Annotated in this window: 11 protein-coding genes; 9 read left to right on the top strand and 2 right to left on the bottom strand. The window is 61.4% G+C overall.

Annotation, left to right across the window (positions count from 1 at the left end; translation table 11 throughout):
• Positions 1-4: 4 nt before the first annotated feature.
• Both kdpA (L0U84_RS32855) and kdpF read right to left on the bottom strand, forming a co-directional pair.
• The gene (kdpA, locus tag L0U84_RS32855) at positions 5-1,810 is read right to left on the bottom strand and encodes a potassium-transporting ATPase subunit KdpA (RefSeq protein ID WP_233856210.1); all 1,806 of its coding nucleotides are present in this window, start codon (positions 1,808-1,810) and stop codon (positions 5-7) included.
• A 52-nt stretch (positions 1,811-1,862) separates the two neighbouring features.
• Positions 1,863-1,943, bottom strand: coding sequence for a K(+)-transporting ATPase subunit F (gene kdpF, locus L0U84_RS44280; protein ID WP_063744721.1), 81 nt, complete (start codon positions 1,941-1,943; stop codon positions 1,863-1,865).
• Positions 1,944-2,305: 362 nt separating this feature from the next.
• On the opposite strand from kdpF, the gene L0U84_RS32850 reads away from it, so the two are divergent.
• The 9 genes from L0U84_RS32850 to L0U84_RS32810 all read left to right on the top strand — a co-directional run bounded on the left by L0U84_RS32850 (position 2,306) and on the right by L0U84_RS32810 (position 14,168).
• Positions 2,306-2,944, top strand: coding sequence for a GNAT family N-acetyltransferase (locus L0U84_RS32850; protein ID WP_233856918.1), 639 nt, complete (start codon positions 2,306-2,308; stop codon positions 2,942-2,944).
• Complete coding sequence (locus L0U84_RS32845) at positions 2,890-3,360, top strand: hypothetical protein (protein ID WP_233856209.1); 471 nt, start codon at positions 2,890-2,892, stop codon at positions 3,358-3,360. Before L0U84_RS32850 ends, L0U84_RS32845 begins: the two co-directional genes overlap by 55 nt.
• 150 nt (positions 3,361-3,510) lie before the next feature.
• Positions 3,511-5,319 carry a potassium-transporting ATPase subunit KdpA gene (gene kdpA / locus L0U84_RS32840; protein WP_233856208.1) on the top strand — a complete coding sequence of 603 codons (1,809 nt, stop codon included), beginning with the start codon at positions 3,511-3,513 and terminating at the stop codon, positions 5,317-5,319.
• Positions 5,320-5,894: 575 nt separating this feature from the next.
• Positions 5,895-5,990: a potassium-transporting ATPase subunit F gene (locus tag L0U84_RS32835; RefSeq protein WP_008918365.1), complete on the top strand. Its 96-nt coding sequence runs from the start codon at positions 5,895-5,897 to the stop codon at positions 5,988-5,990.
• Positions 5,987-7,795, top strand: a complete 1,809-nt coding sequence (kdpA, locus tag L0U84_RS32830) for a potassium-transporting ATPase subunit KdpA (protein ID WP_233856916.1) — start codon at positions 5,987-5,989, stop codon at positions 7,793-7,795. Before L0U84_RS32835 ends, kdpA (L0U84_RS32830) begins: the two co-directional genes overlap by 4 nt.
• 13 nt (positions 7,796-7,808) lie before the next feature.
• Positions 7,809-9,959, top strand: coding sequence for a potassium-transporting ATPase subunit KdpB (kdpB, locus tag L0U84_RS32825; protein ID WP_326491214.1), 2,151 nt, complete (start codon positions 7,809-7,811; stop codon positions 9,957-9,959).
• Positions 9,960-10,038: 79 nt separating this feature from the next.
• Entirely contained in the window at positions 10,039-10,620 is a 582-nt protein-coding gene (gene kdpC, locus L0U84_RS32820) for a potassium-transporting ATPase subunit KdpC (protein ID WP_233856207.1), read from the top strand.
• Between the two features lie 27 nt (positions 10,621-10,647).
• On the top strand, positions 10,648-13,479 hold the full coding sequence (locus L0U84_RS32815) for a sensor histidine kinase (protein ID WP_233856206.1): 2,832 nt from the start codon (positions 10,648-10,650) through the stop codon (positions 13,477-13,479).
• On the top strand, positions 13,476-14,168 hold the full coding sequence (locus tag L0U84_RS32810; protein WP_233856205.1) for a response regulator: 693 nt from the start codon (positions 13,476-13,478) through the stop codon (positions 14,166-14,168). The genes L0U84_RS32815 and L0U84_RS32810 overlap by 4 nt, the downstream gene beginning before the upstream one ends.
• The last annotated feature ends 80 nt before the right edge of the window (positions 14,169-14,248 follow it).

Genomic DNA, 14,248 nt, shown 5'->3' with positions numbered 1-14,248 from the left:
TGCGCTATCCGCCGAACGGGATCGGTCCGAGATGATTGGCGAGCGGTCCGAGCGCCGCGGCCGGCAGGAACAGCAACGCGCCGACGATGACGATCGTGCCGAGCAGCAGGAAGCCGAATGTCACGGTGTTGTCGCGCATCGTGCCAAGCGTGGCCGGCGCGACCTTCTTGCGCCCAAGGAAGGCGGCCATCGCGATCGGCGCGACGATCGGCAGGTAGCGCGAAAACAGCATGACGAGGCCCGTCGCTGTATCCCACTGCACCGCAGTAGGCGCGGCGGGGTTCGGACTGGCGTTGAACCCGTAGGTGGTCGCCAGGCCGTCCATCGCAGAGCCGTTGTTCGCGGACGAGGACGAGAACTGATAGACGATTTCGGTGAAGCCATGCGCGCCCGGATTCGCTTCGGCCTTCGTGCCCAGATCGGTCGCCGAGAAAAGCCCCGTCGGACCGAGAATCAGGATCGGGTGCACCAGCAGCGCGATCATCGCGAGCTTCATTTCGCGCGCGCCGACCTTGCGCCCGAGATACTCCGGCGTGCGTCCCACCATCTGCCCGGCGAGGAACACGCCGACGATCAGGAACAGCAGCAGATTGATCATGCCGACACCTTTGCCGCCGAACACGCAGTTCAGCCACATGCCGATCAGCGGCGAGAGCCCGGCGAGCGGATTCAGACTGTCATGCTCGGCGTTGACCGCGCCGCACGTCACATCTGTCGTGATCGCCGCGAACGTCGCCCCGGCCGATGTGCCGAAGCGCAGCTCCTTGCCTTCGAGGTTGCCGAGATGCTGCTCGACGGGCAGCCCCGCCACGGGCGGTATCGTCAGCGTCCGGTTCGTGCCGGCCAGCGTGTAGGTTCGCGCAACCGCATGCGCCGTGAACGCAGGGTTGGGCTGCAGCGTGTCCCAGTAGATTGCCCAGCCGATCAGGCCGATCATCATCGCCAGCATCACGCAGTAGATCACGACCGCATGACGCAGCCGCGCGAGCATCCGTCCGTACATCAGCACCAGCGAGAACGGAAAGATCATCATCGCGAGCGTCGTCACGAAGTTCGACAACGCCGTCGGGTTTTCATAGGGCTGGGCGCTGTTCATGCCGTAAAAGCCGCCGCCGTTGGTCCCGAGCATCTTGATCGGAATCACGGCCGCCACCGGACCGACGATAAGTGTCTGCTGCTTTGGCTGGCCGTTGTCCGCCGTGCCCATCGCCGCAGGCTCGAGCGTCGTCACCTGTTCGGCACTGGCGAACGTCATCGGCATGCCTTCGTGGATGAAGATCGTCCCCACGATGAGCGCAATCGGCACGAACATGTAGACCACCACGCGCCACATGTCGACGAAGAAATTGCCAATTAGATGTTCTCCGCGCAGTGCGCGGATGATCGCGGCCAGCGCGCACAGCCCCACGGCCGCCGACAGGAACATGTTCGGCAGGATGAAGAAGATCTGGCTGAAGTTCGAGAAATGCTGATCGCCTGAGTAGTGCTGCAGGTTGGTGTTGGTCATGAACGAGATGACCGTGTTGAAGATCGTCGATGGCGCAAGCATGCCGCGGCCCAGCGGATTGAGCGGCATCAGCGGTTGCAGCGACAGCACCACGAAGCCGAATACGAACAGCGCGACATTGAAGATAAGCAGTGCCACGGTGTACTGCTTCCAGTCCTGCGCGCCGCTGTCGAGCTTCGCTTCGAACCAGCGCAAAAAGCGCGGCGCCCGGTAGTGGCCGTCCATGATCCACGTCATGTAACGGCTCAGCGGTATCGACACGGCAATCGCCGTGACGAGAATTATGAGCGGCAGGGTCCACATGGGCCACCCCCACGGAAGCGGAATAAAAGGTCGTGCGTGACGTGTGCGCCGGTCAGAACCACTCAGGTCGGATCAGTGCAACGAACAGGTACACGAACGTCAATGCGGATATCGCAGCAGCAAGCCAGGCCATGACGGTTCCCTCAGATACGATCGCACGCGTCGACAAACAGCAGACACAGCACGAGGCCCACGAGCCCGAGCCCGAACATGAGCGGCAGCCAGACCAGCAGGTTCATGGCAAGACTCCTTGTCAAGGTCAGAGTTTTCATTGCAGTACACATCCCCACCGTGCCACGCACGGTGTGCCTGCCTGTCCCGGCGGGTTCGCTACAGGTATAGATCGGCGGGAATAAAAAAGCTGTAAATCCGGCGGGCAGCGAGCATATAGAAGACATAGACGTGGCGCCTCGCCACTCTTTACGAGATTTTTTCTTGTGGCACGCGGAGGCCGTCTCTAGACTGCGAATAAATCACAACGTCTGGAGCGATGTCATGTCGGGGTCACGCACAACGAGCGCAAAACACATGTCCCTCACCCACCTCAAACGGGGCATTCGCAATGTGGTGCTCAGACGCTTCGATCCGTCGCGCGACTCGTACGAGCAACTCACGACGATGCTGCATCGCTCGTTCGCGCGCCTCGGCACGATGGGGCTGAATTGCACCTGCGTGGATCAGGATGTGACCGTGACGCAGCGCAGAGCGCAGGCGGGCGACTGCTTCGTCGTGGTCAGCGACGGCAATATTGTCGGCACCGTGACGCTCTACACGCGAGATGGCGAATCGGCCTGCGAACACTATCATCACGGCAATGTCGCGACGATCCGTCAGCTCGCTATCGATCCGTCATGGCAGAACCGTGGCATCGGCAAATCCCTGCTGGCGTTCGCCGAACACTGGGCGGCGACGCGCGGCTACACGGAGCTCGCCCTCGACACCCCGTATCCGGCAGCGCACCTGGTCGCCTTCTATCGCGCTCAGGGATTTCGCATCGTCGACGTCATGCGCTTCGCCGGAAAGGTCTACGACAGTGCGATATTGAGCAAGGCGCCCGTCGTCGCAAGGACACTGGCGGCATGGACGCATCAGATCGCGCTGCCCAGCGCACGCTTTGTCCGCTTTGCTGCGTGATTCACAACGACATGCACGAACCACCCCGCCAGAACGACGGTTCCGGACACAAAGACCCGCAGAATGACGCCCGCCTGAAGGCGGCGATGCGCGCGCGCGGCTGGCTGAAGCTTGTGCTCGTGACCATCGCGGCGAACCAGGTGCTGAGCACCGCCTTCGTGTATCTCGCGCAGCAGATCGATCCCAGGCTGACGATGGTCCACACGCTGGTATTCAGTTGTGTGACATGCGGGCTCGTCGGCCACTGGCTGCAGGCCGATGCATATCGCGCGTGGCGCAACGCACTGGAAAAGGGCTACCTCCGCAAACGGTGCGCCGCAGACGAGGACATCCTGAGCATTGCGGACAACTGTCCAGGACGCTGGCTCGTCGTGCTTCACATCGAACTGAATCCGCAACTTGCAAATCGCTTCTGAGCACGTCGTACACGGCTCATTCGTTGGCGCGACGGCGCGTTGACGAGATTTTTATGCGCCACGCCACAGTCTTTCCATCGCATTGACGTTTCATGACCTGAAATACAAATGAAACGCCGCTTCTGATGCACGGCGGCTGCGGGAGGGGGCATGATTGCCAGCGTCGGCTTTCAGATTGGTCTGTTCATGGCCGTCCTGATCGCACTCGTGAAGCCACTGGGGCTGTACATGGCGCGCGCGGCCGACGGCAAGGCACCCCTGCTTTCCCGGTTTGGGCGGCCGGTCGAGAGGCTGATCTATCGCGCCGCCGGTATCGATCCAGACGCCGAGATGGGCTGGAAGACCTACGCGATTGCGCTGCTTCTCGTGAACGCCGTGGGCCTGTTGTTCCTCTATGCGCTGCAGCGCGTGCAGCAGTGGCTGCCGCTGAATCCCCAGGCGCTACCGGCCGTGAGCCCGGATTCGGCATTCAACACGGCTGTCAGCTTCGTGACGAATACGAGCTGGCAGGGCTACTCGGGTGAAACGACCCTGAGCTACCTGAGCCAGATGCTCGGAATTACCGTACAAAGCTTCCTCTCCGCCGCGAGCGGCATGGCCGTGATGTTTGCGCTGATGCGAGGGCTCGCGAGGCGTGGCGCGCAGACAGTCGGCAATCTGTGGGTAGATCTGACCCGCTCCACACTCTATGTCCTGTTGCCGCTTTCCGCCGCGTTCGCGGTGGCGTTCATGGGGCAAGGCGTGATCCAGAATTTCGACACGTACCGCGAAGTTCACACACTGCAGGCCGTCACATGGCAACAGCCGAAACTGGATGCACAGGGGCAACCCATGCACGACGCCGCGGGCAACGTGGTACAGCAGTCCATGAGCTCGCAACAGCAACTGCTGCCCATGGGTCCCGTTGCCTCACAGGAGTCGATCAAGCTGTTGAGCGGTGATGGCGGCGGATTCTTCAACGCAAATTCCGCGCATCCGTATGAAAACCCCACGCCGCTCACCAACTTTCTGCAGATGCTTGCAATACTGCTCATTCCGGCCGCGCTGTGCTACACATTTGGTGTGGTAGTCGGTGACCGACGGCAAGGCTGGGCACTGCTGGCCGCGATGACGGCAATGTTTGTGGTCGCCGCTACGATCACGATTCATGCGGAGCAGCATGGCGTGACGCACCTCCCCACTGGGGGAGCCGGAGCGGCACAGAGTGCCATCGCGCCGGGCGGCAACATGGAAGGCAAGGAGACACGCTTCGGCGTAGTGACGTCGGCGCTTTACGCGACTGTGACGACGAGCGGAGGCGACGGCGCGGTCAATGCAATGCACGACTCGTTCACACCAGTTGGCGGACTCGTGCCGATGGTGCTGATGCAGACGGGTGAAGTCGTGTTCGGCGGACCGGGCTCGGGTCTTTTCAGCATGATCATCTATGCGATCCTGGCCGTCTTCATCGCTGGACTGATGATCGGCCGCGCACCGGAATATCTCGGCAAGAAAATCGACGCATTCGAGATGAAGATGGCCGCCGTGGCGCTTCTCGCGACGCCGCTGCTGGTGCTCGTCGGCACCGCGATTTCCGTGCTGGTACCGGCGGGAGTCGCGGGCATTGCCAATCCCGGAGCGCATGGATTCAGTGAAATTCTTTATGCGTTTTCTTCAGCGGCGAACAACAATGGCAGTGCATTCGCGGGCCTGTCCGCCAATACGCCGTACTACAACTGGATGCTCGCCATCGCGATGTGGTTCGGCCGGTTCGCCGTGATCGTCCCGGTGCTGGCCATTGCCGGCTCGCTCGCGGGCAAACTACGGCGCGCGGCAGGCGCGGGCACGCTGCCGACGCACACCGGCCTCTTCGTCGGGCTGCTGGTTGGCACGGTCGTCATGGTTGCCTCGCTGACTTACCTGCCGGCGCTCGCGCTGGGACCCATCGTGGAGCAGTTGAGCCTGGCGCTTGGCCGATAGCCTATGGACTCGCGTCTAGCGCGTGCCATATCCAATGACATGCGCCGTCCAATTATGACGTTCATATGTATTCACTAGAGAACGTTACGCGACGGCGTGGCCGGAGATAACTCAAAGTCGATTGCCCGGCGCATGGAGTCACAGATCAGTCGCAATAGTGCGCGATTGACCAGGATCAATGTCGGCCACCACGTGCTTCGTAGCATTGAGCAGGACGTATCGAACCGATAGACAGCAGTTTCGATTTCCAGGCTTTTCGATGAGGTGACGTGCAGTTACGTTTTCCAGTTGTTCGTTAAGCGGCTCACTTACTCGTGCCCCGGCAGTTTGCAACCAGGAAAATCGCCGACGCAAGAACTCCGGATTGGCGGTTTTTCGAATTTACACATTTTTTACTTCGCCTCGCCTAGTTTTGACAGTGGCAGTTCTCGCTGCCTTCCGGCTGTGCCGGGTCAGTTACGGAGAACGAAGATGGACGTGATCTACATCGCCGGCATTGTTGCCTTCTACGGACTTTGCGTCGCGCTTGCCCACGGGTGCGAAAAACTGCACCGCCGCGCGTCAGGAGGCCGGCCATGAACGCATGGATGATCTGGCTCGCGTCTGCTGCGACGCTACTGCTGCTGGTCTACCTCGTGTATGCGCTGCTGCGTGCGGAGGATCTCGAATGAACGCTCATAACAGCCTGTACCTGGCACTCTTCATCGTGGTGCTGATCGCGGTCGCAATCCCGCTTGGCCGCTACATGACCGCCGTGCTCGACGGCTCGTCGGTCGTTGTACGCAAAGTTGGGCGACCGGTTGAACAACTTCTTTACCGGCTTGCGGGGGTTGATCCTGACGCTGAAATGTCGTGGAAAGAGTACGCATTCGCGGTACTGCTTTTCAATGCGCTGGGCGCCGTCGCGGTGTACGGCTTCCTGAGGCTGCAACAATGGCTGCCGGCCAACCCTCAGGGTTTTGGCCCGATGACGCCGGACGCCGCCTTCAACACGGCAGTGAGCTTCACGACCAATACGAACTGGCAAAACTACACGCCGGAATCCACGGTCAGCTACCTGACCCAGATGGCGGCGCTCACCGTGCAGAACTTCCTGTCCGCGGCGACGGGTATTGCGGTGGCCATCGCTCTGATACGAGGTTTTGCCCGTCACACCGTGAAGACGATTGGTAACTTCTGGGTCGATGTGACGCGCACCACGCTGTTTATCCTCATACCCATTTCCTTCGTGATCGCGCTGGTTTTCATCAGCCAGGGGGCGATCCAGAATTTCAGGTCGTACGTCGATGTGCCAACGCTTCAGGTCACGACGTATCAGGTGCCGAAGACCGACGCTCAGGGCAATCCCGTCAAGGACGCGAAGGGCAATCCCGTCATGCAGGACGTCAAGGCCGACAAACAGACTATTGCCATGGGGCCGCTGGCGTCGCAGGAAGCGATCAAGATGCTCGGCACCAACGGCGGCGGGTTCTTCAATGCAAATTCCGCTCATCCGTATGAGAACCCCACGCCGCTGGCCAATTTTGTTCAGATGGTGGGGATGCTGTGCATCGGCGCAACCTTATGCATCGTTTTTGGCAGAACGGTCGGCGACCCGCGGCAGGGTTATGCGGTACTTGCCGCGATGACGATCGCGTTCGCGATCGCGTGCTGGGGCGAGATCGCCTTTGAACAGGCCGGTAATCCGCTGCTCACGTCGTTGCATGTCGATCAGGGCTCTTCTGCGATGCAGCCAGGCGGGAACATGGAGGGCAAGGAAACGCGCTTTGGCATTGCTGATTCCGGCATCTTCACCGTTGCGACTACCTCCGCGTCGTGCGGCGCGGTCAACAACGCGCACGATTCGCTGACGCCAATGGGCGGCTTCGTGCCGCTGCTGATGATGCAACTGGGCGAAGTGGTCTATGGCGGCGTGGGGTCGGGCCTCTACGGGATGCTCGTCTTTGCCCTGCTGGGCGTATTCATCGCCGGGCTGATGATCGGGAGAACGCCCGAATACATCGGAAAGAAGATCGAGTCCTATGAGATGAAGATGGTGTCGATTGCGGTACTCGTCATGCCGATGATCGTGCTGGTCGGTACGTCGATCGGTGTGCTGTCTCCGCTCGGGACTGCCGGCATCGCCAATCCGGGTGCACATGGATTCTCGGAGATCCTCTACGCATTCACGTCGGCCACCAACAACAACGGTAGCGCGTTCGCGGGACTCTCTGTCAATACACCGTTCTATAACGTGCTGCTGGCTATCGCGATGTGGCTGGGCCGGTTCGTTCCGGTTGTCGCGGTGCTCGCGATTGCCGGATCCCTGGCAGAAAAGAAGCGCATCGCGACCACGGAGGGTACGCTGCCCACGCATGGACCGCTGTTCGTCGTGCTGCTGCTCGGCGCCGTGTTGCTCATCGGCGCGCTCACCTTCGTTCCCGCCCTGGCACTGGGCCCGGTTGTCGAACATCTGTCGATGATTTCAGGTCACTGAATTCGAGGAAAGCATGACCACTTCCATTGAACCGCCTGTCCATCGTCCCGACAATCTTGGCCAGGCACGTACCGCGGCACGATCGATGTTCGATCCGGTGCTTGTGAAACCCGCGATTGTCGATTCGTTCAGAAAGCTAACGCCGCGCACGCAGTTGCGCAATCCCGTGATGTTCTGCGTGTACGTGGGCAGCATTCTCACGACCATCCTCTGGTTTGCCGCGCTCAGCGGGCAGGCCGAAGCGCCTGCCGGATTTATCCTCGCCATTACGTTGTGGCTGTGGTTCACGGTGCTGTTTGCAAACTTCGCTGAGGCGCTTGCGGAAGGACGCTCGAAAGCGCAAGCGGCGTCGCTGCGAAGCGCGAAGCACAACGTGATGGCCAAGAAACTCAACGAGCCGCATCCGAAAGCCGCCGTGCGCGTCATGGCATCGACCGATCTGCGCAAGGGCGATGTTGTGCTGGTCGAGACCGGAGATACGATTCCGGCCGACGGCGACGTCATCGAGGGTGTCGCGTCAGTCGACGAGTCGGCCATCACGGGCGAATCCGCGCCCGTCATCCGTGAGTCGGGCGGCGACTTTTCATCGGTCACGGGCGGCACGCGCGTGCTGTCGGACTGGATCGTCGTGCGTGTCTCGGTCAACCCCGGTGAAGCCTTCCTCGACCGGATGATCGCCATGGTCGAAGGCGCCAAGCGGCAGAAGACCCCGAACGAGATCGCGCTGACGATCCTGCTGGTTGCGCTCACGCTCGTGCTGCTGTTCGCCACCGCGACGCTGCTGCCGTTCTCGATGTTCTCGGTCGAAGCCGCGAAAGCGGGTCACGTGGTGACGATTACCGCACTTGTCGCGCTGCTTGTCTGCCTGATCCCAACCACCATTGGCGGTTTGTTGTCGGCAATCGGTGTGGCGGGGATGAGCCGGATGATGCAGGCAAATGTGATCGCGACGTCGGGGCGTGCGGTCGAGGCTGCGGGCGACGTCGATGTCCTGCTGCTCGACAAGACCGGCACGATCACGCTCGGCAACCGCCAGGCGTCCGCCTTCGTACCGGCACCCGGTGTGTCGGAGCACGATCTCGCTGATGCCGCGCAACTCGCCTCGCTTGCGGACGAAACACCGGAAGGCCGTAGCATCGCCGTGCTGGCGAAACAGCGTTTCAATATCCGCGAGCGCGACATGGCGTCGCTGCACGCGACGTTCCTCGCCTTTACCGCGCAAACGCGCATGAGCGGAGTCGACCTGCCGAACCGGGAAATCCGCAAGGGCGCATCCGAGGCCGTGAAACAGTATGTCGAGGCGCACGGTGGCCGCTATCCCGCGGAAGTGAACACCGCGGTGACCGATATTGCACGGCGCGGCAGCACGCCGCTGGTTGTCGCCGACAAGCCGGGGGCTCACGACAGCCCGGATAGCGGTCCGGCACGCGTACTTGGTGTGATCGAACTGAAGGATATCGTCAAGGGCGGTATCAAGGAACGCTTTGCGGAACTCCGCAAGATGGGCATCAAGACCGTGATGATCACCGGTGACAACCGGCTGACGGCTGCGGCGATCGCAGCTGAAGCCGGCGTGGACGACTTCCTTGCCGAAGCAACGCCCGAGGCCAAGCTGAAGATGATTCGGAACCACCAGGGCGAAGGACGGCTCGTTGCGATGACGGGTGACGGCACCAACGACGCCCCCGCGCTCGCGCAGGCCGATGTCGCGGTGGCGATGAATTCCGGCACCCAGGCAGCCAAGGAGGCCGGCAACATGGTCGATCTCGACTCGAATCCGACCAAGCTGATCGAGATCGTCGAGATCGGCAAACAGATGCTGATGACGCGCGGATCACTGACGACGTTCTCCATCGCCAATGACGTCGCGAAGTACTTCGCGATCATTCCGGCCGCATTCGCTTCGACCTACCCGCAACTGCGCGTACTCGATGTCATGCATCTTGCGTCCCCGTCGTCGGCGATCCTGTCAGCGGTGATTTTCAACGCGCTGATCATCGTGTTCCTGATCCCGCTTGCGCTCAAGGGCGTCAGATATCGTGCGCTGGGTGCCGCGGCGCTGCTACGGCGCAACCTGCTGATCTATGGACTGGGCGGTATCTTGCTGCCTTTTCCGTTCATCAAGCTGATCGACATGGTACTGGCCGCGTTTGGATGGGTCTGACGCGTCCGGAGAAACGGTGACTGCCTGACACCCCGCATTCTGATCCGGCTGAATGGAAAGAACGGTTGAGTACACGATCATGAAGAATTCATTGCGCCCCGTGCTGGTTCTCTTTGTGTTACTGACGGTGATCACGGGCATCGTCTATCCGCTTGTTGTAACGGCGGTCGGCCACGTGCTGTTTCCGCATCAGACCAGCGGCAGCTTCATCGAGAAAGACGGCAAGACCGTCGGCTCGGAAATCATCGGCCAGCAGTTCGATGCGCCCTATTACTTCTGGGGGCGGTTGTCGGCCACGACGCCGAACCCGTACAACGCGCAAAACTCAGGCGGCTCGAACCTCAGCGCCACCAACCCGGCGCTCGCCGATGAAGTGAAGGGGCGGCTCGCGGCGCTCCACGACGTCGATCCGTCGAACACAGCGCCTGTGCCTGTCGATCTGGTCACGTCATCGGGCAGCGGCCTGGATCCGGATATTTCACCGGCTGCCGCCGCCTATCAGGCGGCTCGCGTTGCGAAGGCGCGCGGGCTGCCGCAGCAGCAGGTCGATGCACTGATCGCACAGAACACGTCGGGACGGCAACTTGGCGTATTCGGCGAGCGTCGCGTGAACGTGCTGAAACTCAACCTCGCGCTCGATGAGCTCAAGCCGATGCATTGAATGACGGGATGACCCGCAGGGGGTGCGATGAACCGGCCCGATCCCGACGAACTGCTGGACCGCATCCAGCGCGATGAGGAAAAAAGCCAGCGCGGCCGGCTCAAGGTGTTCTTTGGCGCATCGGCCGGAGTCGGCAAGACGTTTGCGATGTTGCAGGCCGCCAGATACCGCAAGGAGGAAGGCGTCGATGTCGTCGTCGGAATCGTCGAGACACATGGGCGCAAGGAGACGCTCGCGCTGATCGAGGGGCTGGAGCTCATTGCACCCGCGCGGATCGAATATCGCGGACGAGTGCTTGCCGAGTTCGATCTCGATGCCGCGCTTGCACGCAAGCCGCAGCTGATTCTCGTCGACGAGCTGGCGCATTCGAATGTCCAGGGCAGCCGGCATCTGAAGCGCTGGCAGGATGTGCAGGAACTGCTCGACGCCGGCATCGACGTCTACACGACTGTCAACGTCCAGCATCTGGAGAGCCTGAACGACGTGATTGGGCAGATCACCGGTATCCGGGTGTGGGAAACGGTACCAGACCGCGTATTCGATCTCGCCGACGAGGTGACCCTGGTCGACCTGCCTCCGGAGGAACTGCTCGATCGCCTGCGGGACGGCAAGGTCTATATGCCGCAACAGGCGGAGCGTGCCGTCCGCAATTTCTTTCGCAAGGGCAATCTGATCGCGTTGCGCGAACTGGCGTTGCGCCGCACGGCCGACCGTGTCGATGCGCAGATGCGCGAGTATCGCGCCGACCAGTCGATCGAGCGTATCTGGCAGGCGCGCGAGCGCATTATCGTATGCGTCGGTGCAGGTCTGGAAAGCAGCAATCTCGTACGCGCGGCAGCTCGCCTCGCATCGAACCTGAAGGCCGACTGGCTGGCCGTCTATGTCGAGACGCCCAAACTTCAGCGGCTGCCCGACGCAATACGCGGACGTACGCTCGACGCGCTCAAGCTTGCCGCCGAACTGGGCGCAGAAACCGTTACGTTGCAGGGCGAGCAGGTCGCCCAAACGCTGATTGCCTATGCGCGCATGCGCAATGTGTCGAAGCTTGTCGTGGGAACGGTCGAGTTGCGTGCATGGCGCGGATGGCTAGGATGGTCGACGGCCGACCGTCTGATCCGCGCAGCCCGGGACATCGATGTCACGCTCATCAATTCAGGTACGGTGCGCGAAGCCGCGGCGTCTCGCGGCGTGGCAGGCAGCTTTGCCGCACCGGGTGAGGATCGGCACGCCTTCCCGGTCGCTTCATACGTGTACGCAGTTGCGATCTGTGCGGTGATTACGGCTCTCGCCAGTATGTTCGCGGACCGCATCTCGCTGGCCAATCTCGTCATGCTGTATCTGCTCGGGACGGTCTTCGCGGCTGCGCGCCTCGGCCGAGGACCCGGCGTGCTGCTTTCGTTTCTTGGCGTGGCAGCATTTGATTTTTTCTTCGTGCCGCCGCGGCTTTCGTTTTCCGTATCGGACACACAATATCTGCTGACGTTCGCGGTGATGCTCGCGACATCGCTGACGATCAGTGATCTAACGTCCAGTCTGCGCAGACAGGCTCGTATTGCGACGATGCGCGAGCGCCGGACCGATGCCATGTTCGCGATGACGCGCGAGCTTGGCGCAGCCCTGACGACCGACCAGATTCTGGAGATCGGTACGCGACATCTCGTCGAAGTATTCCAGGTGCGCGTTGCCATCCTGTTGCCCGATAGTGCCGAAAAGGTGCGGCAGAAGGTGGAAAACCCAGACCCGGCGGTGACGCTGGCCAAAGAGGAACTCGATTGCGATATCGGGCAATGGGTTTATGACCAGCAAAAGCCAGCCGGCCACGGAACGGAGACGCTGCCCGCGGCCGCGGCGCTGTACCTCCCGCTGCGCGCGCCGATGCGCACACGTGGCGTCCTCGCACTGCTATCTCCGCGGATGGCGGAGCTTGCAATACCGGAACAGCGCCGCATGCTCGACACGTTTGCGGCCCAGATCGCGCTCGCTCTCGAGCGGGTTCACTATGTCGAGATTGCACAGGACGCGCTGATCAGCATGGAATCAGAACGTCTGCGCAATTCCCTGCTGTCGGCAATCTCGCATGATTTGCGTACCCCGTTGACCGCGATCGTCGGCTTCGCCTCCTTGCTGGCCGAACCGGGCCACGCTGAGCGGGCCGAACCGCGGGCCAGCAGTGAACTCGCCGAGGGGATCTATGACGAGGCGATGCGCATGACGGGCATCGTGACCAATCTGCTCGACATGGTCCGTCTGCAGGAGGGCAGCATGCGACTGAATCGCCAATGGTCTTCGGTTGAAGAGTTGATCGGCGCCGCACTGGCAGCTTCACGTCGTCTGCTCTCCGGGCGCAAGATATCGACACATGTACCGCACGATGCGCCGCTGGTCCGGCTCGACGCAGTGCTGGTGGAACGACTGCTCGCCAACCTGCTCGACAATGCCGCAAAGTACACGCCCGCTGGTTCACCCCTCGCCATCAATGCAGCCGTCGTCGAGGAGCACGACCACCGCTACGTGAAAGTCACGGTCGAAGACAGCGGACCGGGCCTGTCTCCAGGCATGGAATCCCGCGTATTCGACAAGTTCACACGCGGCGAGAAAGAGTCGGCTTTGCCCGGCATAGGACTGGGTCTTGCCATTTGCCGCGCGATCGTCGATGCGCATGGAGGAACGATCGGCGCAACAAACCGCACCGATCCGAACGGAATCGTACTCGGCGCCTGCTTCTGGTTCATGTTGCCGGCCGATGAGACGCCGCCGGCAGAAACTGGCGCCGCCGCCGAAGTCCTTAGTGAAGGCCCGTCACAGGAGCAACCGCAGAACATATCCGGCCATGCCGTGAATCGCATTCCTGCGCCATGAGAGATCCGACCGTTACCGTTCTCCTGATTGTGGGCGACAGGCATTTGCGCCGCTATGTGCGAACCTCGCTGGAACGCGAGGCGATGCGCGTTCTGGACGCCGGCACAGGGCAGCAGGGCATAGCCATGACGGCGAGCGTCCGACCAGATCTGGTTATCGTCGATCCCAGACTGGAGGATCTCGACGGGATCGACGTCATCCGTCAACTGCGTGAATGGTCCGACGTGCCGATCATCGTCCTTTCGGATCATGCTGGCGATGGAGAAAAGGTCGCAGCGCTCGACGTCGGGGCGGACGATTATCTGACGAAACCGTTCAGCATGGCCGAGCTGGAAGCACGTATTCGTGCCCTGCTGCGCAGATATAACCGGTGCGTGGTCGCGGAATCAGCCAAGGTATCGTTTGGATCAGTTACGGTCGACCTGGAAGCAAGGCTGGTACAGTGCGGCCATGAGGGCGTCCATTTGACGCCGGTCGAGTACCGGCTGCTCGTTGCACTCGTTCGTCACGCCGGTCTCGTGATGACGCATGACGAACTCCTGCAGGAAGTCTGGGGGCCGGCTCATGCTCAAAGTCTGCATTATCTGCGGATCTACATGGCTCACCTTCGGCAAAAGCTCGAGCGTAACCCCGCCAGACCCGAGCACCTCGTGACTGAGACGGGGATCGGATATCGCCTGATCGTGTGAGCGGCGGCGCGTGCCATGAGAGGAACATATGCTGACCATATTCATCTTATTGATGACATTTTTACGCATAGGCCGCGTGC

The sequence above is a fragment of the Paraburkholderia sp. HD33-4 genome (assembly GCF_021390635.1).
Lineage (GTDB): Bacteria > Pseudomonadota > Gammaproteobacteria > Burkholderiales > Burkholderiaceae > Paraburkholderia.
Note: the sequence above shows the minus strand (reverse complement) of the source record. Positions and strands in the feature narration are given on the sequence as shown.